Below are 20,920 nucleotides of genomic sequence, written 5' to 3'. Positions count from 1 at the left end.
ATAATTCAGTTTGAATTAATTTCATGCTAACATAAAGTAGCAGTCTTTTCAGTAATAGGGGGACACAAATTTTGAGTTTAAAAATAAATAAATTAACCGGTGGTTATACTGGTATCACCGTTATTAAAGACGTAAATTTAACTATTGAACCGGGTCAAGCCATTGGTTTGATTGGACTTAACGGTGCTGGTAAATCGACAACAATTAAGCACTTATTGGGTTTACTTAGAATGCAAAAGGGAACTATTGAGTTAAATGGTGTAAATTTAGCTCAACAACCTTCTAAATTTAAAAAAATGGTTGCCTATATTCCTGAAACGCCAATTCTTTACCCAGAGCTTACTTTAAAAGAGCATTTAGAGCTAACTATGCTTACTTATGGTTTAACTGATACTGATAAAGCTTGGAAAAGAGCACATGAGTTATGTAAAATGTTTAGACTAGATAATAAGCTTGATTGGTTGCCAATTAACTTTTCAAAGGGGATGCAACAAAAGGTCATGTTAGTAGCCGCTTTCTTAGCTAATCCTGACCTTTATGTGATTGATGAACCTTTTACTGGGCTAGATCCTTTGGCTGTAGCAAATTTTATTGATTTAATTAAGGAAGCTGTTAGCCAAAATAAGATGGTGCTAATGACGACGCATGTTTTGGCTGAAGCTCAAGAGGCGGTTCAGAAGTTTGCAGTGCTTAATAATGGAACCATTGAAATTGTCGGTAGTTTAGAAGAAATTAGAAACTTCTACGGTCTTAAACCAACTGATTCATTTGACCGCTTATACAAGATTTTGAACCAGGAGCAGACTAAGAATGAATAATATAGTAAAAAAAAGACTGCAAGCTAATTTAAAAAAGCAAATGCACTATTTGACTTTAGTGTTTAATGATTTCTTTATTTTGGCTTTGATTTTTATGTTTGGGGCGTTGATGTTCTGGTATGCTCAAAATATAAAGACTTGGCCAAATAATTTGTGGTTTTATAAACCAATAATTGCCTTGATTTTAACAGTGACCATGAGTGTTGGTCATCTAGCCACTTTATTTCAAAAGGCTGATATTCAATTTATGTTTAATCAAGATAATCAGATGGATTTATATTTGAAGCCAATGATTAGACATAGTATGTATTTGCCGATTCTATTAATTGCTCTTGTTGCTGGGATTTTATTTCCCTTTGCAGTAACGCGAGCCGGAATTCCTGGTCACTCATATTTTTTCATGGCTGTAGGATTAATTTTGACGAAGTTTATTCAACTAAAATTGATTGCAAGAAGCTTTTATTTTAATGATCGTACCCTATACAATCCAATTTTATTTTTTCTAATAGTTTTAATTGTATTGTGGCTAAGTTTAATCTATGTACCATATCTTTATTTTTTCTTGGCTTTAATAGGTGCAATTGTGATCAATTACTTACCTCAAGGAAAAGTATTTAACTGGAATTATGCAGTGGAATATGAAGAACGTCGCCGTGATATGGTAGATAATTTTTATAGCATGTTTACTGATGTACCAGATAAAAAGATTAAAATTTCTAGGAGAAAGTACTTAGATTTTTTGATCAATCATCAAAAACAAACACCAAATACTTTCTTATATCAAAGAGCATTATTGCGTGATCCAGAATATAGTAATTTAGTGATTAGAATGACTTTATTTTCCTTGCTTTTATCCTGGGCTTTACAAAGTTATCTATGGAGTGCAGCTTTTAGCGCTTTAGTTATCTTTTTGACAATGTATCAATTGATTCCTTTGGGGACAGTATATGAGCATAATATGATGTATCATGTTCAACCAATTTCTCAAGAAAAGCGTGGACAAGATTTAGCAAGAGTTTTGCAAAAGGGAATGCTTTTACAGTGGGTAGTAATTAGTATTGGATTAGTTGCCTTTTCACCAGAAAAAATTTATGCTCTTTTAGCCGTTATTGCTTTGCTAGCATTCACGTTTATCTTGCTCTACGCTTATTTACCAGTTAGAATTAAAAAGTTGTTTAGTAAAATTAGATATTAATTTAGGAGTTTTTTATGAGATTACGTAATAAAACTTGGGCACAAAAGTTGGTTAAAGAGCACCCTGAAGCAATCTTAAATGAACCTGCCCCAGAAGTAAAAATTAATTGGGAAGAGAGATTTGAAGATTTTTCTAAACCTCTAGCAATTGAAATTGGATCAGGTAAAGGCCAATTTATTACTACTTTGGCTAAACAACATCCTGAAATGAATTTTATTGCGGTTGAATTGCAAACTACCGCAGCAGGGATGATATTAAGAACTAAGCTTAATGAAGGTATTGATAATTTACAAATAATGTGTGCAGATGCTGCTAATATTGCTATATATTTACCTAAAGATAGTGTCGATACTCTTTATCTCAACTTCTCTGATCCTTGGCCTAAAACTCGCCATGAAAAACGTCGTTTGACTTATAAGAGTTTTTTGGATAAGTATAAAGAAGTACTTAAGCCTGAAGGTCATCTAGAATTTAAGACAGATAATCGAGGTTTATTTGAATATAGCTTAGTCAGTTTAAATAATTATGGAATGAAGTTTGATCATGTTAGTGTTGATTTACACCATGATGAAGATGAAATCGCAGAACGTAATGTTGAAACTGAATATGAACATAAATTTGTAGCAAAGGGCAATCCAATCTATTGCTTGCACGCACATTTTGAATAAGGTTAAGAGATTAGGCTTTTTAGCTTAATCTTTTTTTATAGAAATTATGAACATATCGGAAATGAATTACTAAGTTTTTGCTCGTGTGTAATAATATGAATAATTTGCTGGAAATTTTTGTGGAATATGAGTACAATATATGTAACTTATAAAAAGTAAGAAAGAGAGATGCATTATTATGGAAGAAATCAAAGAATTAACTAAAGAAAAACTTGATGAAATTACCGCTCATGGTCGTGTAGTATTACTTTTTAGTGCAAATTGGTGCCCAGATTGCCGTTTCCTAGATCCATTTTTACCAGAAATTGAAAAAGATTTCTCTGATACAAAATTCTATAAAATTGACCGTGATGGCTCAATTGATATCGCAAAAGAATTAAATATCTTTGGAATTCCTAGCTTTGTTGTCTACCAAGATGGCAAAGAAATTGGTAGACTAGTAAATAAGGACAGAAAGACAAAAGAAGAAGTAGAAAACTTCCTCAATTCTCTTAAGTAAGTCTAAGAAAGGAAAAATTTACTAGAATGATTGTTTCTACTAATAAAACTAGTTATCCAGATACATTAATTGTTATTACTGACCAAGATAAGGGACGTAGTCAATTTGAAGAAAGTGATAACGTTACGGTTGTTAAGGATGAAGATGGTAAGGTTATTGGTTATAACTTTTTTAAAGTTAGTGACTTTTTAGATTATGATAAGTTGCCTAATGGTGAAGTTCACCCAACTCAAGAATTGGTTGATACTTTAAACAAGAAAATTTCTGAAGCTGGTTTTGAAGCTAACTTAGAAATTGGCAAGCCAACTTTAGTTTATGGTTATGTCGAAACTTGTGAACCTCATCCTGATTCTGATCACTTACACGTAACTACTGTTGATGTTGGTGGTGACAAGCATCAAATAGTTTGTGGTGCACCTAACATTGCTCAAGGCCAAAAGGTTGTTGTAGCTCTTCCAGGTACTTTGATGCCAAATGGTCAACAAATCTGGCCAGGTGAATTACGTGGTGTAGATTCATATGGTATGATTTGTTCAGCTCGTGAACTTGGTTTACCACATGCTCCACAAAAGCGTGGTATTATGGTAGTTCCAGATAGCTTCAAGGCTGGCGATGAATTTGAACCAACTAAATGTGATGAATTACTGGCTAGTGGTGAAATTACTTTAGACTAGTATAAAAGATCCTATCTTCTTTATGAGGATAGGATTTTTTTGTAGAAGAAATTAATATCTTTTTTGGCTAGATTTAATCAATATTCTGGTAAAAATGTTAAAATTAAAGACGTATAATTTTGACATAAAATTTATGGAGACGACTTAAATGTTAGATAAGACAAAACAAATTTGGTTTATTGGTATTAAGGGTACCGGTATGGCATCTTTAGCATTACTTTTACATGATTTGGGCTACAATGTCGCTGGTTCAGATATTGAAAAGTACACGTTTACTCAAGTTCCTTTGGAAGAAGCTGGTATTGAAGTAAAGAATTTTGATCCAGAAAATATTAAAGGCGAAGGTCAAGTAATTGTTAAGGGTAATGCTTTTAAGGAAGATAACCCTGAAGTTGCTGCTTGTCTGGATAAGAATGTGAAGTGGCAATCCTACCCAGATACTGTTGAAGAAATTGTTCAAGCACATACTTCAATTGGTGTTTCTGGTACGCATGGTAAGACATCAACTACTAGTCTTTTAGCACATGTATTGGGTGAAGTAGAACCTACTTCTTACTTGATCGGTGATGGTCGTGGTAAGGGTGTAGCAGATTCTCGCTTCTTTGTTTATGAAGCTGATGAATATCGTCGTCACTTCTTGGCATATCACCCAGATTACCAAATTATGACTAACATTGACTTTGACCACCCAGATTATTTCAAAGATCAAGCTGATTATACTTCTGCCTTTCAAACTGCTGCTGAACAAACTAAAAAGGCACTCTTTGTTTGGGGTGATGATCAAAGATTACAATCTTTGAAGACTGATATTCCTAAGTATACTTATGGTTTCAAGGATACTGATGACTTCCAAGCTGTTAATATTGAAAAGACTACTGCAGGTTCTAAGTTCAATGTTTTGGCACATGGTAAAGATTTGGGTCGTTTTGAGATTCATTTGTTTGGCGACCACAGCATCTTGAATGCGACTGCTGTAATTGCTGTTGCTTATACTGAAAATGTGCCAATGGAAGATATCAAGGAAGGGATGCTCACTTTCAAAGGGGCTAAGAGAAGATTTTCTGAAAAAGACTTTGGTGATATTGCCGTGATCGATGATTATGCTCATCACCCAACTGAAATGCGTGCAACTATCCAAGCTGCTCGTCAAAAGTTCCCAGATAAGGAATTAGTTGTAGTCTTCCAACCACATACTTTCTCAAGAACTAAGAAATATCAAAAAGATTTTGAAGAAATTTTACGTGATGTAGATAAAGCTTATATAACTCCAATTTATGCTTCAGCGCGTGAAGCAAGTGGGGATATTTCTAGTGAAGATTTAACTGCAAATATTCCAGGTTCTGAAGTGATTGATTTAGATAATATTAGTGATTTAACTCGTCACGAAAATGCATGTGTAGTCTTTATGGGCGCAGGCGATATTCCTAAATATGAAGATGCTTATGAGGAATTCCTTGTGAAATAGAGGAGCTTTAGTGACAATAACTGAGAATGTTCTAGGAAAAGAATATTAAATTGTGGGTGAAATTTCTAATTTTGGAGCAGTACTTAAAAATAATGATTGTTTATGGAACAGCAATGAAGTTTGTGGAAGTTTAAATAACCTTTAAAGATATAAAAGCACGATAATTTTCTTAATGAATTTTATCGTGCTTTTATTTTTAAGAATCTTGGCGTGTATCAGAAATTTGGATTTCTCTTAAATTTACACTTTGTGGCATTTCATAAGCAAAACGAACTGTTCTTGCAATATCTTCTGGAGTAATGCTACCTACCCCAGTTTCTTCTAGCCACGCATTATAATTCTTTTTAATTTTAGAGTCAGTAGTATGACTTAATAATTCAGTATTAACAGCACCTGGGGCAATACGCATTACTCTGACATTGTAAGGTGCTAGTTCTTCACGAGCTGTTTCTGATAAACCTTCTATACCAAATTTTGTGGCACAATATACAGCGTGATTTACAAATGTTTTGACTCCAGCTAATGAAGAAAAGTTAACAATGGTTCCATGTTGGCGTTTTTTCATTTCATTTATTACTGCTTGCATTCCATTAAGTGTCCCCATAACATTAATATCAAGCATATCTTGCCATTCTTGGCTATTTTGAGTTTCAATATTTCCTAAAAGCATAATACCAGCGTTATTAATCAATAAATCGGCTGCGCCATATTGTTTAGTTGCTTCATCAATAGCTTGTTGAAAAGCTTCTTTATCACGAACATCAACTTTTTTACATATTGTATTAGGTAAGTCCATCTGTTCTAATAATTCAACTCGACGAGCAATTAATAATAATGGATAACCAGCTTTACTAAATTCTTTAGCCATAGCTTTTCCAAATCCTGAACTAGCACCAGTGATTACAACTAAATTTTTCATTTATTTTCTTCTTTCTTTTTATTAATATTGACAATTATTATCTTAACCCTTAGGGTAAGCTCTAAGACAAGCAGAAAAGAGAAATTTTTTATGAATTATTCAATTAAAGAATGTAGTCAAAGAACAAATCTTAGCCCTTATACACTTCGTTATTACGAAAAAGAGGGTTTAATTATAAATATTAAAAGAGATAAATTAGGACAACGTATTTATAATGATCAAGATATTGAACTTATTAAATCGATTGATTGTCTAAAAAAAGCGGGAATGAGTATTAAAAAAATAAAATCATACATGAAAATTTTTCAAACTGATAATAATGAGGAAGCACGTATAAAATTATTTAAGCAACAAAAAGAAATTCTAAGTAGAAGAATGACAGAACTTCAGGAAGAAATGTGGTGGGCTGATTATAAAATTTGGTACTATCAAAATATAGATAAGTTTGTTTCTAAAAATGATCCGCTTCATTGTGAAAAAATGGAAAAAATCTATCGTGTGCAATATGAAAAGTAAACAATTGAGTTTATTGTTTACTTTAAAATCTGTTTAAATATTTGAGAATAAAAATATGACAAAAGCACAAGGATCGTTAAAAAAAGCGCTAATTGAATTACTAATTAAAGAAAATCTTACACAAATTTCTGTTAAAAAGTTGTGCCAACAAGCTCAGATTGGTAGAAGTACATTTTATACTTACTACAATAATATTGATGAAGTTTTAGAAGAAATTGAAAATAATTTGGTTGAGCAGCTAAGTACAAAGGATAAAAAAATTACGGATAGTCATCGAAATAAACCAGCAGATTTTGCGTATTTTACTGACGTAGTTGATTTTGTTAGTGAACATAAGAATGAAATTTTAGTTTTAACAAAATATAATCCTAATGCGAGATTTATTGAAAAATGGAAAAACGCCATTAAAGATAATTTACGTAGACGTGGTTTGCCACAGAAGGAATTGATTTATGAAATGGTGGCTTCAGAAGTAATTGCTGCATTTGATTACTATCTACTTAATTCTGAACAATTTAGTCAACAACAAATTCAAGAAATTGTGGTCAAAGCACTAAAAATTTTAGAAAATTAGACACATTCTTAAATTATGTTCTGTTTTTTAATATCTGCTCATTTAGAATAAATCTATCAAATTAAGAAAGCAGGTATTACAAATGTCTCAATATAAAATTCATGTTTTGCATACAGGAAAAGTAAGAATTGCTCCAGAATTAGCTTTTGGTGGTGATCATTGTTCTTTGTTTAAAGCTGCTGGTATATTAGAAAGTGCTAAACGAGAAATTTGGTTGCCTGTAGCGGTATTTTTAGTTGAGACTCCTAAAGGATTATTGCTTTTAGATACAGGCTGGGATAAGTCGATGAGTCCTGATGGTGTATATGATAAAAAAGCTCAAATAGAGTCTTTAGGTTCTTATATTCTCTATCGTGTAAATAAAGGAATGGTACCAAAAGGCATGACAGCTAGTGAACAATTAGCGCGCATGGGTATTAAGCCTTCTGATATTGATTATGTAGTAATTTCGCATTTAGATTGTGATCATGCTAATGGTCTAAGACAATTTAAAGCAGCTAAACAGATCATGGTTGCAAGAACAGAGTATGAATATGCACAAAAACATTCTACTTTCCGCTTCAAGAAAAAATGGTGGGAAGGTGTAGATTTGGATTTGTACGACTGGAATGATAATGAAGGACCTTTTAAAAGATCATATGATTTATTTGGCGATAAAACTGTTGAATTAATTAACATTCCTGGCCATACTGATGGTTTAGTAGCGACAAAGATTACTAATCCAGATACAGGGAAGTTTTTCTTATATTATGGCGATGGTGGATATGGTGAAAAGTCATGGAAAGAAATGATTACTTCGGGAATTTCTACCGATAAACCTGCTCAAAAGAAATCTTTAGAATGGATTAGAAAAGAGAGCTTAAATAAGAATTGTGTCGAATCTCTTGCATGTCATGGTGAGGAAGTTTCTCCACATGTAATTACATTTTAGAAGTATGTAGCGTGACGGATTATACAGATTGAGTTGAGTAGAAAAAGTGTTTGCGTGAACTAGAAAAAAATTTACTATACAAAAAAACATTGAGATTAGCCTCAATGTTTTTTTCTTGCTGATTAATTATTCATATTTTTATTAAGGAAATCAGTTATTTTATCAAATGGAATGACGTTGTCTTTACCACCATCGTATAAATCAGTATGAACGGCATCTGGAATTGATAAAAATTCCTTGTTTTCTGGATTAGGATTATTTTTCATCATATTTTTGTAAGCATCTTTACCCATGTAGTATGAGTGTGCCTGATCACCATGCATGATTAAAACGGCACTTCTAATTTCGTTACTATATTGTAAAATAGGTTGATTAAGGAAGGACATGGTACCAATTACGTTCCAACCATTGTTAGAATTTAATGAACGCTTATGGTAACCACGTTTAGTTTTGTAGTAGTCGTAGTAATCTTTAACAAAGAATGGTGCATCATCTGGAAGTGGGTCAACGACACCACCGGCAAGGGTGTAATCCCCAGTCTTATAATCTCTAGTTCTTTGCTCATTTAAAGCAACTTTCTTGTTATAACGATTCTGTTCGGAATCCTCATTGTCAAAGTAGCCATTGGCATTAATTCTTGACATATCATACATTGTTGAAACAACAGTTGCCTTAATTCGAGTATCTAAAGCAGCAGTATTAAGGGCTAAGCCACCCCAGCCACAAATACCAATAATACCAATTTTTTCGGGATCGATGTTATCTTGAGTAGAAAGAAAGTCTACCGCAGCTTGAAAGTCTTCGGTATTAATATCTGGTGACGCCATGTAACGAGGCTGACCACCACTTTCACCAGTATAAGATGGGTCAAAAGCAATAGTTATAAAACCACGTTCAGCCATTTTTTGAGCATAAAGTCCCGACGCCTGCTCTTTAACAGCACCAAATGGTCCACTTACTGCTAGGGCAGGCATCTTGTCAATTATATCCGTAGGTGTGTACATATCAGCAGCTAGAGTAATCCCGTAGCGATTATGAAAGGTGACTTTTTGATGGTTCACTTTATTACTTTTAGGAAAGGTTTTGTCCCACTCAGTTGTTAAGTTTAATTTTTTCATAGTAATCTGCCTTTCTTTTCATTGGTATATTAATTATAGAGGTTAGGCAGAACAATTAAAAATATTTAATATCTATAATTAATTATTCGAATAATGAATAATTAGCAGTAAAAAAACATGTCTAATAGAGACATATTTTTTTAGTTAAAGATGTTTTTTTATATAAAGATTATTAAGGGGAGAGGGAACATTTTTGTTAGAATTCACTCCAGAAAATAACCACTGATAAAGGTTATTAAGAATAGAGAAACGAGTTAGGAAATAGAGATGGCTGGTTTTTTCTGGCATAGGAATTCTTCTTTCTAAAAATTATTCAACAACGTGTCTTTCAAAAGGTTTATCAGAAATACCTTCCTCTAAAATTTTCTTAGACCATTCTTTAGCAGAAAAGAGAGAGTGATCGCGATAATTACCACAGCTTTCGATAGTGGTACCTTGTACATCTTCCCATTGAGTTTTATAAGCAATTTCTTCAAGAGAAGATTTAAGAGCTTGCGCTACCTCAGTAGTTGAGTGTTCACCCCAAGTAATTAAATGAAATCCAGTTCGACAACCAAATGGAGAACAGTCAATGACCCCATCTAATCGGTCACGAAGCAATCCGGCTAAAAGATGTTCAATAGTGTGGAGTCCAGCGGTAGGAATAGCATTTTCATTTGGTTGGACTAAGCGTAAGTCATAATTACTAATCTTGTCGCCTTTAGGACCAGTTTCAACAGTAATTAAACGAACATAAGGTGCCTTAACTTTGGTGTGATCTAATGTAAAACTTTCAACTTTTGCCATAATAAATTATTCCTTTCAATTAATTCCAAATTTCATTAGCAGTATTTAATACTAAGTTTATCTTGTCCCATTGTTCTTTGTCAGTTAATTTGTTTCCTTCTTCTGTAGAAGAGAAACCACATTGGGTAGAAAGAGCAAGCTTGTCTAAATTATGAAATGCCGTCGCCTCCTTAATGCGTTCTTTTAACTTTGTAGGATCTTCTAATTCTGGCTTTTTACTGGTGACAATACCAAGAACCACTTCTTTGTCAGCAGGAATTTTTGCAATTGGATCAAAGTGACCACTTCTTTCGTCGTCAAACTCTAAGTAGAAAGCATCGACATTTTCTTTTGCAAAAACGTAATCTGCCACGGCATCATAGCCACCACTTGTTGCCCAAGTAGAATGATAGTTTCCTCGGCAGATATGAGTTGAAATCCGTAAGTCATCTGGTAAATTATCGATAGCATCGTTATTGAGTTTCAAAAATATTTTACAGAGTTGGTTTTGAGTAAAACCAAGTGATTCGTAAATAGCTAGTAAATTTTGATCAACAAGTACACCCCAAGTACAGTCATCTAACTTTAAATCGCGACAACCAGCTTCATAGAGAGCAAGAATTAAATTACGATAAGCGGTAGAAATATCAGTAAATAAATCTTCTTCATTTGGATAATATTTTTTAACTGCCGTGATATTATCTTGATCCCGGATTAATTCTGAATAAAATTGAGCGGGGGAAGGGATACTTTGACGAGGAATTACATTCTTATCTTTAGTAATGTTTCTCAAAAATTTGAAGGCTTCTAAATCTGGATGATCACCACTAAAACTAATTTTGCCATTTACGATAGCGGAATCTTTCCTAGTTTCTTCATCATGGAAAAGATAACCATGTTTCTTTTGAATATGAGCAATACCATTAAAGCCCCAGAAGGTATCAAGATGCCAGTAACTTCTACGGAATTCTCCATCAGTTACAATTTTTAAGCCAGCTGCAATTTCTTGATCAACTAACTTTTTAATATTTTTATTTTCCACCTCAACTAGTTCATATTTAGAAATCTTGCCATCTTCAAAATCAGCTCGAGCATTTTTTAAGTCTTTTGGTCTTAAAAAACTACCAACAATGTCATAATGTAATTTACTCATTTTAATTCTCCTTAAAAATAAATAAAAAAGCGCCTCTAAAGACAAGTTTGTAGACTCATCTTTAGGGACGCTTTTGCGTGTTACCACCCTGAAATTTAGTCTTATTTCACAATAAGACCCTTACTAAGTGCTCCTCAAAAGGAATACTCGGATGCTTTATCGGGCATCAATCGTGTCCTGCTAACCTTATTGGCTCGCATTTCATTTAAGCTCTAAGACCATATTCACTTATTAATGCAATCACTGGCTCTCATCATTCCAGTTTTCTGTAGAAAGATTAAAAAGTTACTCATCTTTTCTCTGCTTTTTGTAATTTTGTTGTCATTATAATAAAACTTTTACTTTGATAATGTCAATACTTTTTTAATAAAAAATGAAAATTATTAGAATGTATTGGTTTTGTAATTCTATAAAAGTATAATTAAAACAAAAAAGGAAGATGACGGAATGTGACTGATAAATTAGTTAACTGGACAGTCCGGTTCAGAAAAATAGAATTTATTCGTATCTTGCAACGGACAATGTTGATTTTATTTCCAATTGTTTTAATTGGGAGTTTTGCTCAGCTATTGAGTGAAAGTTTATTCTCTACTAATGGGTATTTAGGAAGTTTAATAAAGATTAACAACCTTCCTAACTATAGATTTTATCGCATGATATTTAGTGATATAGTCAATGTTTCTACTGGATGGCTAGCACCTTATTCAGCATTAGTTAGTGCCTATTTAGTAACTAAGCGCCATGGATATGAAGGAATCTTAGGTTCTTTAGTAGCAGTAGGAAGTTATGTATTATTATTTTATCGTAATGGTGTCAATAATGAACAATACTACGGTGTTAGTTGGTTTTTAATTGGCGTTATCCTAGGCTATATAGTGGGTAAGGTATTTGTAAAATTTGGACATGACTTATGGAAAAGTGATAACCAAAACCGTGAAAGTATTTTACAAATAGTTTTATATAATTTAAAACCGATTCTATTAGTAATTATTCCCACTTTAATTTTTCATATTGTTTTTAGAATATTTGGGTTCTTTGGAATTGATAATACTGTTTCTCAAGGTATAACTTCATTTATCAGCCAACGCAGTAACTATATGTTAAATATTATTATTTCTTTATTAGTAACAATTGTTACTTGGTTTGGTTTTCCTGATTTAATGTCAGTTTCTAGTAAAATATACGATAGTGAGACAATGGCTAATTTGAATTATGCTTTAACTCATAAAACTAGCTGGGGAATACCTTATCCTTTTACGCCCTCCGCTTTATATAGTGGTTTTGCACAATTTGGTAGTTTGGCACTATTGATTGCAATTTTATGGGTAAGTAGACGTAAATATATGCGAAGAATGGCTGATATAGCTGCTGCGCCTGCATTTTTTAATATTCCAGGAGCATTAGATTTTGGAATTGGCTTACCTTTTAATCCTATTTATATAATTCCCTTTGTCTTTGTACCAATTATAAATATAGTCTTGGCAAGTGTAGTTATCTACTTTAGAGTGATGCCACCATTGGTTTATCCTGTTCCTACTGTAACACCAAGTATATTGATTCCTTTAATTGGTTCAGGTGGTAATATTTATGCCTTTATCTTTTCAATTTTATTATTAATTATAGATGTGCTGATATATATACCATTTGTTAAATTAGCGGATGTAGTTGATGATCGTTTGATTGCAGATGAAAAGGGTGACCAACATGCGTAAAAGTCAAAAAATTTTAATTTTAGTTATGACTCTTGTGATTGGTATCTTTGCAGTTGCATCATATTGTTGGACTAAAAATAGCGTAACTACCTTAAAAAATCGACAAAACTCTGAATTATCACCAGTTATTCTTATTCCAGGTAGTAGTGCATCAATTAATCGGTTTGATACTTTAGTAAAAAATATTAATAAAAAAGAAAAACATCAACATAGTTTACTTAAGGTTAAAGTTTTTAATAATGGCAAAATTTCTTATTACGGACATATAAAAAAAGGTGATAAAGAACCATTTATCGTTGTTGGCTTTGAAAATAATAAAGATGGCTATAGCAATATTAAAAAGCAAGCGAAGATGTTTAGTAAAGCTTTCAATCTACTGAAGCAGACTTATAATTTTAATAATTTTAAGGGAATCGGTCACTCAAATGGTGGTTTGATTTATACTTATTATCTTGAACACTATTTTAATGAACGACAAATTAAGATTAAGCGATTGATGACAATTGGTACGCCATATAACTTTGCAGAACCAACATCTCGTAAAACAGAAATGTTAAAAGACTTTATTAAATATCGAAAAAATTTGCCAAGTAATTTAATTATGTATTCTATTGCCGGATCTGAGAATTATGTTGAGGATGGGTTAGTGCCTGTAAGTAGTGTCTTAGCAGGTAAGTATATATACCAAGATGTGGTAAAGAGATATACTCAAATTACTGTTACAGGTAAATTAGCTCAGCACTCAGCTTTACCACAAAATAGTGAAGTTTTAGATTTGATTCAAAAGTATATTTTACATCCTGAAATGAATAATAATCAGGGTAGAAATAACCAAGATAAGGCAAATAATAAACAAAACAACTAAAAAAACAACTTCCTTGCGAGGAAGTTGTTTTTTTGTGGATTAATTAATTATTCGTCGATTTCTTCAATTTCAATATCAACAACGTAAGCTTGAGGAGCACCAGCTTCTGTAGCAATCTTCTTTTGGTAATCGTCATCTTCATGGATGGTAGCAGTACCGATAATACGTACGTTAGTATGACTTGGTTCATCTGCAACTACTACAGCAGCTTTTGAACCATTCTTCAAGTTTTCGTATGCGTGAGCCTTAGTTTTTTCTAAGTATTGTAAATGATTGTCATCAAGCACGTGCATAGATTGCTTAGGACCAACTTGAGGATTACCATTGGCATCTACAGTTGATAAGTAAGCCAAGTGAGTCTTGAAGAATTCCTTTTGCTTGTCAGTAAGTGTAGTTGAGTCTAATTTTTTCATAATATTACCTCTTTTTTTATTAATATAGTACTTTCAATTAATAAGTATACACCATATTTTTAAGTTTAAAAAAACATTGACCTTGAAAAATATAGATATTTTAAGTATGAGTAATAAAAAGGAGAGACGCTAATACTGATAAATAAAGAAAAATAAAATAACTAAATTTTAGAAAAATAGCAAAAAAATTTAAAATTATTTTTTGATTAAAAAAACATCGAGAAAATCTCGATGTAAATTATCTAAATAATGGAATATGGGAAAGTGCATTTTGAATTGCAGGAATATGATAACTAATAGTTGACCAATTGATACCATAACTTGCAAGACTGAGGATAGCAATTGTTCCGATAAATAGTAATGTACTTTTCTTCATAAAATCCCTCGCAGTATTTTAGATGTTAAGGTATTTTATCATGAGATAAACTGAAAGGAAATAGTTATACTAATTTACTTCTTTAAAAAATGATCAGCTTTTTTGAGACAATCAACTAAGGCTGGGCGAGAGAGCATCTTTTCTGCTACTTCTAAATTTACCCACTTTCCATCGACAATTTCTTCAGGTTGCCAATTAGGAGTCTGATTTTCGTTAAATTGAGCTAAGAATAAAGTAACTGTTTTGTCTTGCCCAGAAGCAACCGGATAGATTAGACTAGTTTTAAATTTTGAAAGAAAGTCTGGCTTAAGACCGGTTTCTTCAAATACTTCACGATGAGCAGCTTGTAAATTAGTTTCATTGTCTTTCAGATGTCCTTTAGGAAAACCCCAAGTTTTATGCCAGAGACTTTGAACAATTAAAAATTCATGTTTATTATTTATTTTGCGGTAGATAATTGCACCAGCTGAATATTCCATACGCATCCCCTATAAAATAATTTGTAGCTATAACTTTTTAGAATAAAACTATTTTAGCACTTAATTTTGGTTATAATAGGATAAAAGTAAAAGAAATTTTGTTATTTGGAGGATTTTGTGAAGAAAATCGACGCAGATCAGTTGCTAAAAAGATTAGAAATGTTAGGAACTTTATTCCAATTGATGTTTGGTATTAGTTTTATGTACTTAGGCTTAAGTCAAGATGAGAACTTTATGGCTAAGATGTGTATGGTAAGTTTGTTTATCATACTGATTATTGCTAAGCACTTAATTAATAATTGGCAGAAAGAATGGTTTCCTAATCATGATGATGAAGTGTTAGAAGAAGCAATGAGTGGTGGTAATAAAAAAGTTACAATAATCGCTGTCTTATTGTCGATAATAATTATTGGGGCTGCAATTGTATTCTTATACCTTAAGTTCCATATATCATTAATTTTGATGGGTGGTATTGTAATTGTGGCTATCACAATTTTTCAGATATTTTTAGAAATTTTAATTGGTATTTTAGAAAGATTTATTGGTTAGTAGGGTAGTCGCCTGGTTGGGCGGCTTTTTTGAGCAATAAAAAAGATAAGTAAACAAAAAACCGCTTTAGCCGGGCAGACTAGCGGTTACTATTAACAAAATTAAGAGTCAATTGCTTATAAGCAATTCTACTATGAAGGAAGTCAGTTGGCAGCTGGCTTCTTTTTCTTTACTCTTATTTTATTATTTGCTGGTTTTTTGTCAAAAAATTCTGCATATCAAGAAGATTGTCCAGCTTAAATTAACTTTTTAATTTGCAATAATATTTGAAGAGTGATAAAGGCATTATGTTAAACTGTATAGCGTAATAATTTTCGTTTTCTACACAACGAAAAATTAACTTAAATTAGATTAGATGGATTGATTAAAATGGTTGAAACTACTAAAAATTCTAAATCAAAATTATTTAATTCGCTCTTTAGTGCGGCAGACTCTTTAAGAGGAAAGATGGATGCTAATGAATATAAAAATTATTTGTTAGGTTTGATTTTCTATAAATATTTGTCAGATAAATTATTGTATCAAGCGGTTGAAGAATATTCTTGGGGTGAAGATAGTGATGTTTCTTTGGAAGAAGCACAAACAATTTATACTGAAAATTACCAAGATTTAAAGGATGAGTTAAAAGGTTCTTTGCGCTACACAATTGAGCCAGAACATACTTTTACTTATTTGATGCAAGAGATTGATGGTACTGCTCGAACTAAAGATGGTAATGTTAAAACTTTCCAAAATTCTGATTTAGGTGATGCTTTTAATGATATTGAAAGTACTGGAAAAGAATTTGAAGGCTTATTTGATGATGTAGACTTGTATTCTCGTCGCTTAGGTTCAAATGCACAAAAGCAAACTGATACTATCATGGATGTGATGAAGGCATTACGTGACATTCAGTTAGTTAATAGAGACAAGGATAGTAAATCAGACTCTCTCGGGGATGCATATGAATACTTAATTGGAGAATTTGCTTCTGAAAGTGGTAAAAAAGCTGGCGAGTTCTATACTCCTCAAGAAGTTTCTAAGATTTTAACCCGTTTAACTTTAGCTGGTGAAGAAAAGCCTTCAGAATTAACAGTTTATGACCCTGCAATGGGGTCAGGCTCTTTACTTTTGAACTTTAGAGATTTAGTGAAAAATCCTAATCGTATTGTTTACTATGGTCAAGAAATTAATGTTTCAACTTATAACTTGGCCAGAATGAATATGATCTTGCACGGGGTTAGTCCAGAAAATCAACACTTAAGATTAGGTGATACATTAGATGCAGACTGGCCACCAATTGGTGAGACGATGTTTGATGCGGTAGTAATGAACCCACCATATTCATTAAAATGGTCAGCTGATAAGGGATTTTTAGATGATCCACGCTTCAGTAAGTATGGCGTCCTTCCACCTAAGTCCAAGGCAGATTATGCATTTTTATTGCATGGCTTTTATCATTTGAAGAATACAGGAACTATGGCAATTGTTTTACCGCATGGTGTCTTATTCCGTGGTTCTGGTGAAGGGAAGATTCGTCAGAAGCTTCTTGAAGATGGTTCAATTGATGCAGTTATTGGGTTACCACCAAATATCTTTGTTAACACGCCAATTCCTACTACAATTGTCGTATTGAAGAAGAATAAGACTGATCGTAGTGTGTTCTTTATTGATGCTTCAAGAGAATTTGAAAAGCAAAAGAAACAAAATAAATTAAGAAAAGAAGATATTGATAAAGTCATTTCAACTTATGAAAAGCGTGAAGATGTCGAAAGATATGCTCATTTGGCTGATTATAAGGAAATTAAAGAGAACGACTTCAACCTTAACATCACTAGATATATTGATTCTTACGTTCCAGAGCCTCCGGTTGACTTGGAAAAGGTAGCAGCTAACTTGACTGAAACTCAAGCTCAAATTGATGAGAATGAGAAGAAGTTGGTAGGGATGCTCAAAGAATTAACTTCAGATGATGAAAAAATCATGACTGGGTTAAACGATATTATTAAGTTTTTTGAAAGCAATACGGAGGATAAATGATGAATCAAGATTCTAAAAAAGCCCCTGTACTGCGCTTTAAGGGCTTTTCTGACGATTGGGAGCAACGTAAGCTTGGGGAAGTAGCTACTTTTCATAATGGTGATAGAGGCCGGAATTATCCGCAAGAAAGTGAATTAGTAAAAATAGGGATTCCATTTATTAATGCTGGAGATTTGATTAACGGAAAAATTGATACAAATAATTGTAAGAAAATAACTCCTGATAAATTTAATTCACTTCGTGGTGCTAAGTTAAAAATCGGAGATATAGTATATTGCTTAAGAGGTACTTTAGGAAAAAACGCTATAAATCTCGATGTTTCAATCGGTACCATCGCATCTTCTTTAGTCCTTATTCGACCAGTTAAAATAAATAATCATTATTTATTTCAAATTTTAAATTCTGATGTAGGAAACAAACAAATTTTAAAATTTGATGAAGGTGCAGTTCAACCTAATTTATCAGTTAAAAATTTAAGAAAATTTGTAATTCCATATGCTTCTAAATTAGAACAAGACAAAATTGCTAAATTAATGTCTTTAATTTCAGAAAATTTAACCCTTCAACAACGAAAATTGAAACAGCTAAAGTCTTTTAAAAAAGGTATTACTCAACAACTTATTAATTCTAAATCCGATGATTGGATAGAATATAATTTTTTAGATCTTATAGAAAAAATTATAGATTTTCGTGGAAAAACGCCTAAAAAATTAAAATCCACATGGTCAACTAAGGGACATATAGCATTGTCAGCACTTAATGTTAAACAAGGCTATGTAGATAAAAATGCCTCAGTACATTTTGGTAATGATGATTTATATAAAATATGGATGACGGGTAATGAGTTATATCAAGGTCAAGTATTGCTAACAACCGAAGCTCCGGTAGGAAATGTTGCTCAAGTGCCTGACAATGAAAAGTATATTTTAAGTCAAAGAGTTATAGCTCTTGTTCCAAATGAGAAGCTAATAACAAATGATTTTTTAGCATTTATTTTATCAACACCAAGAGTTCAAAATGATTTACAGAGATTAGCTACGGGAGGCACAGCACAAGGAATTAGTCAACGTTCATTAAAACATTTAAAAATCACTATTCCTAAAAATTTGGAAAACCAAATTCGCATAACCAATATAGTTAATAACATTAATGAAAATTTAATGGATTTAGATTTACAAATTAATAACTGTAAAAAAATCAAGAAATTCTTACTCCAAAATATGTTTATATAGCACAAAGACGCCCATTAAGAGCGTCTTTTTTAATTACATTAATTGAGATAAGTGATGGAGAATTTTATCATTATCTTTATTTTCAAGTTCGCGAATAATATGAATATAAGTTTCTTGAGTAGTAGTTGTATTAGTATGGCCTAATCTCTTAGCTACGCTGGCAATTGATACTCCTTCATAAAGTAAGAGAGATGCATGAGTATGTCGAAGACCATGGATTGAAATTTTTGGTATTTTTAGATTTTCGCAGTATCCAGCCAATTTTTTATTTAAGCTAGAATTATAAACTCGTTGGCCTTTGTCGAAAAATATTGGTAATTTTTTATCTCTATCTTCAATTAAGATTTTAAATTGTTGCATTAAATGCCAATCAATCATCACTTTCCGATTAGATGCCTTATTTTTAGTTGGTTGGAAGCCACCATTTTTATCTTTGTAATTCCAAGACTTATTAATAATCAAAACTTGATTTTCAAAATCGAAATCTTCTGGTGTCAAAGCTAATGCTTCGGCAAAACGTAAGCCACTTTTTGCGACTAGTAAAAAGAACCAATCCCAACTTAATTCTTCTTTCAAATTAAGAGAGCGAATTAGTCTTTGTAAATCAAATAAGTTTAAAAACTTTGGTTTCTTTTCTGAAGGAGTTCGTCCTTTAATGATAGCTCTACGTGTTGGATAATTTTTTAGTAAGCCATCATCAACTGCATCAAAGATACTTGCCTTTAAGTGATGATGAAAATCTAATACAGTTGCTTTTTCATGGGTTTGAGCATAAAGGTTTAAAATTTTTTGGTAGCTTTGACGAGTTAACTCATTCATGTGCAAATCTGGGGCTAACTCTTTTAAGCGACGTTGCACTAAATAATATTTATCTAGTGTAACTGAACGAACGGCATCATCCTTGTAAAGATGAATCCATTCTAAGTAATACTTGTAGAACAACTTGGTACTATAATTTTTTCGTGACATTTAAAAACCTCCTTGAATTAATTAAGTCACGTGCTTAATTGTTCAAAGAGGTTTTGTTTTTATCAAGTTTAAATAAACATGTTTTGAAGAAGAAAGTTTTTAGTCTGTTTTAAATTTTGAATATTTTTATTCAGATTATAAATATATGAATCTATTTTAGTAACTATATTTTTAATTTCTATTTGTTCTGCTAATGAGGGCAAATATATTGGCATTTTTGAAACTTGCGTTTTGTTAATACTTGCTTGATTTACAGCAGGATTAGCAAATCTTTGTGACCAAGCTAAAGTTTCTGGAAGATTAAGAAAAGTAAATAAGTAAGTAGGGTCTACTTTTTGTATGTTAGGCCTAATTCTTAATAAATTCATACCTTGGTATATGTCTTCACATGAAGTCGCTAAAGCAGTTTTACCTATATGTTTTAAGGAATTAATATTACTAAACAAAATATCCCCTTTTTTTAGAAGATATTTGTTATCTATTTTTTCGTTGGTATATCCAAGTTTTTCCTCGTTTAATACTCCTGAAGAAATTGTCTCGATTCTAGTTATTTTGAATGATCCTTTAGAGTGCCTAGAATCTACATTAGCGCCACTTGAAATTTCACTAATATCTTTTAAATTAACTTTTGACCATGTTTTTTTATTTTCAAACAATGTTGCAACTACAGTATTTTTTAAAGAATCAATTTGCTCTAATTTTCGTTGTTGAAGAGTATTTTCATAATCTAATGCATTTATTAAAAGTCCAATTTTGTTTTGTTCATTCATTCCAGGCACTTTAAATTTGGAGTTTGAAACTAAATTCCAATCTGAACGTGGCATTTTAGATCCAGAAGATAAATTACTAATATATTTAAACCGAGAAGTTTGGATTAAAGAAAAAAGAAAATTGGAATCGGAATTTTCCTTTACTTCAAATACCCAAAAGTCCCCTACAGCAGATCCTTCAAAATTAGCTAATAGTCTATTATCCAAGTATGGACGTAATTTGCCAAAAAGAATGTTTGTA

The 20,920-nt window shown here is 32.1% G+C and carries 23 protein-coding genes; 14 read left to right on the top strand and 9 right to left on the bottom strand.

Going from position 1 to position 20,920, the window contains the following annotated elements:
* The first annotated feature begins 71 nt into the window (after nucleotides 1-71).
* From HDR40_RS00600 to murC, 6 genes are all read left to right on the top strand, one after another.
* Complete coding sequence (locus HDR40_RS00600) at nucleotides 72-818, top strand: ABC transporter ATP-binding protein (protein WP_290625266.1); 747 nt, start codon at nucleotides 72-74, stop codon at nucleotides 816-818.
* Nucleotides 811-2,013 carry an ABC transporter permease gene (locus HDR40_RS00595; RefSeq protein ID WP_290625264.1) on the top strand — a complete coding sequence of 401 codons (1,203 nt, stop codon included), beginning with the start codon at nucleotides 811-813 and terminating at the stop codon, nucleotides 2,011-2,013. Before HDR40_RS00600 ends, HDR40_RS00595 begins: the two co-directional genes overlap by 8 nt.
* A gap of 14 nt (nucleotides 2,014-2,027) precedes the next feature.
* On the top strand, nucleotides 2,028-2,681 hold the full coding sequence (trmB, locus tag HDR40_RS00590; protein ID WP_290625262.1) for a tRNA (guanosine(46)-N7)-methyltransferase TrmB: 654 nt from the start codon (nucleotides 2,028-2,030) through the stop codon (nucleotides 2,679-2,681).
* 178 nt (nucleotides 2,682-2,859) lie between these two features.
* A complete protein-coding gene (locus HDR40_RS00585) occupies nucleotides 2,860-3,180 on the top strand; it encodes a thioredoxin family protein (protein ID WP_290625260.1) in 321 nt (106 codons plus the stop codon).
* A 26-nt stretch (nucleotides 3,181-3,206) separates the two neighbouring features.
* Entirely contained in the window at nucleotides 3,207-3,854 is a 648-nt protein-coding gene (ytpR, locus tag HDR40_RS00580; protein WP_290625258.1) for a YtpR family tRNA-binding protein, read from the top strand.
* A 148-nt stretch (nucleotides 3,855-4,002) separates the two neighbouring features.
* Nucleotides 4,003-5,319, top strand: a complete 1,317-nt coding sequence (murC, locus tag HDR40_RS00575; protein WP_290625256.1) for a UDP-N-acetylmuramate--L-alanine ligase — start codon at nucleotides 4,003-4,005, stop codon at nucleotides 5,317-5,319.
* Nucleotides 5,320-5,515: 196 nt separating this feature from the next.
* Here murC and HDR40_RS00570 read toward each other — a convergent pair whose 3' ends face one another.
* A complete protein-coding gene (locus HDR40_RS00570) occupies nucleotides 5,516-6,238 on the bottom strand; it encodes an SDR family oxidoreductase (protein ID WP_290625254.1) in 723 nt (240 codons plus the stop codon).
* Between the two features lie 90 nt (nucleotides 6,239-6,328).
* Between HDR40_RS00570 and HDR40_RS00565 the strand changes: the two genes are divergently transcribed.
* From HDR40_RS00565 to HDR40_RS00555, 3 genes are all read left to right on the top strand, one after another.
* On the top strand, nucleotides 6,329-6,754 hold the full coding sequence (locus HDR40_RS00565) for a MerR family transcriptional regulator (RefSeq protein ID WP_290625252.1): 426 nt from the start codon (nucleotides 6,329-6,331) through the stop codon (nucleotides 6,752-6,754).
* A gap of 55 nt (nucleotides 6,755-6,809) precedes the next feature.
* Complete coding sequence (locus HDR40_RS00560; protein ID WP_290625251.1) at nucleotides 6,810-7,328, top strand: hypothetical protein; 519 nt, start codon at nucleotides 6,810-6,812, stop codon at nucleotides 7,326-7,328.
* Between the two features lie 82 nt (nucleotides 7,329-7,410).
* Nucleotides 7,411-8,259: an N-acyl homoserine lactonase family protein gene (locus tag HDR40_RS00555; protein ID WP_290625249.1), complete on the top strand. Its 849-nt coding sequence runs from the start codon at nucleotides 7,411-7,413 to the stop codon at nucleotides 8,257-8,259.
* 122 nt (nucleotides 8,260-8,381) lie between these two features.
* Here the strand turns inward: HDR40_RS00555 and HDR40_RS00550 are convergent, their stop codons facing one another.
* From HDR40_RS00550 to HDR40_RS00540, 3 genes are all read right to left on the bottom strand, one after another.
* Complete coding sequence (locus HDR40_RS00550; protein ID WP_290625247.1) at nucleotides 8,382-9,377, bottom strand: alpha/beta hydrolase; 996 nt, start codon at nucleotides 9,375-9,377, stop codon at nucleotides 8,382-8,384.
* Between the two features lie 309 nt (nucleotides 9,378-9,686).
* The gene (locus HDR40_RS00545) at nucleotides 9,687-10,163 is read right to left on the bottom strand and encodes an S-ribosylhomocysteine lyase (RefSeq protein WP_290625245.1); all 477 of its coding nucleotides are present in this window, start codon (nucleotides 10,161-10,163) and stop codon (nucleotides 9,687-9,689) included.
* A 19-nt stretch (nucleotides 10,164-10,182) separates the two neighbouring features.
* The gene (locus tag HDR40_RS00540) at nucleotides 10,183-11,295 is read right to left on the bottom strand and encodes a 5-methyltetrahydropteroyltriglutamate--homocysteine S-methyltransferase (protein ID WP_290625243.1); all 1,113 of its coding nucleotides are present in this window, start codon (nucleotides 11,293-11,295) and stop codon (nucleotides 10,183-10,185) included.
* Nucleotides 11,296-11,744: 449 nt separating this feature from the next.
* On the opposite strand from HDR40_RS00540, the gene HDR40_RS00535 reads away from it, so the two are divergent.
* Both HDR40_RS00535 and HDR40_RS00530 read left to right on the top strand, forming a co-directional pair.
* Nucleotides 11,745-13,007, top strand: coding sequence for a PTS sugar transporter subunit IIC (locus HDR40_RS00535; RefSeq protein WP_290625242.1), 1,263 nt, complete (start codon nucleotides 11,745-11,747; stop codon nucleotides 13,005-13,007).
* Nucleotides 13,000-13,872, top strand: coding sequence for an alpha/beta hydrolase (locus HDR40_RS00530; RefSeq protein ID WP_290625239.1), 873 nt, complete (start codon nucleotides 13,000-13,002; stop codon nucleotides 13,870-13,872). Before HDR40_RS00535 ends, HDR40_RS00530 begins: the two co-directional genes overlap by 8 nt.
* A 47-nt stretch (nucleotides 13,873-13,919) precedes the next feature.
* Here HDR40_RS00530 and HDR40_RS00525 read toward each other — a convergent pair whose 3' ends face one another.
* From HDR40_RS00525 to HDR40_RS00515, 3 genes are all read right to left on the bottom strand, one after another.
* Entirely contained in the window at nucleotides 13,920-14,285 is a 366-nt protein-coding gene (locus HDR40_RS00525; RefSeq protein WP_290625237.1) for a pyridoxamine 5'-phosphate oxidase family protein, read from the bottom strand.
* Nucleotides 14,286-14,523: 238 nt separating this feature from the next.
* A complete protein-coding gene (locus HDR40_RS00520; protein ID WP_290625235.1) occupies nucleotides 14,524-14,661 on the bottom strand; it encodes a hypothetical protein in 138 nt (45 codons plus the stop codon).
* A 74-nt stretch (nucleotides 14,662-14,735) separates the two neighbouring features.
* Complete coding sequence (locus HDR40_RS00515) at nucleotides 14,736-15,140, bottom strand: NUDIX domain-containing protein (RefSeq protein WP_290625233.1); 405 nt, start codon at nucleotides 15,138-15,140, stop codon at nucleotides 14,736-14,738.
* A gap of 117 nt (nucleotides 15,141-15,257) precedes the next feature.
* On the opposite strand from HDR40_RS00515, the gene HDR40_RS00510 reads away from it, so the two are divergent.
* The 3 genes from HDR40_RS00510 (at nucleotide 15,258) to HDR40_RS00500 (ending at nucleotide 18,940) form a co-directional block, all read left to right on the top strand.
* Nucleotides 15,258-15,689, top strand: a complete 432-nt coding sequence (locus HDR40_RS00510; protein ID WP_290625231.1) for a hypothetical protein — start codon at nucleotides 15,258-15,260, stop codon at nucleotides 15,687-15,689.
* Between the two features lie 369 nt (nucleotides 15,690-16,058).
* Complete coding sequence (locus tag HDR40_RS00505; RefSeq protein WP_290625229.1) at nucleotides 16,059-17,708, top strand: type I restriction-modification system subunit M; 1,650 nt, start codon at nucleotides 16,059-16,061, stop codon at nucleotides 17,706-17,708.
* Nucleotides 17,705-18,940 (top strand): restriction endonuclease subunit S, encoded by a 1,236-nt coding sequence (locus HDR40_RS00500; RefSeq protein ID WP_290625227.1) that lies wholly within the window; start codon nucleotides 17,705-17,707, stop codon nucleotides 18,938-18,940. Before HDR40_RS00505 ends, HDR40_RS00500 begins: the two co-directional genes overlap by 4 nt.
* 33 nt (nucleotides 18,941-18,973) lie before the next feature.
* On the opposite strand, the gene HDR40_RS00495 is transcribed toward HDR40_RS00500, so the two are convergent.
* Nucleotides 18,974-19,909: a site-specific integrase gene (locus tag HDR40_RS00495; protein WP_290625225.1), complete on the bottom strand. Its 936-nt coding sequence runs from the start codon at nucleotides 19,907-19,909 to the stop codon at nucleotides 18,974-18,976.
* Nucleotides 19,910-19,977: 68 nt separating this feature from the next.
* Nucleotides 19,978-20,886, bottom strand: a complete 909-nt coding sequence (locus tag HDR40_RS00490; protein WP_290625222.1) for a restriction endonuclease subunit S — start codon at nucleotides 20,884-20,886, stop codon at nucleotides 19,978-19,980.
* Nucleotides 20,887-20,920 lie beyond the last annotated feature (34 nt).

This window comes from Lactobacillus sp., from assembly GCF_014803895.1.
This window is presented reverse-complemented; position numbering and strand designations above follow the sequence as displayed.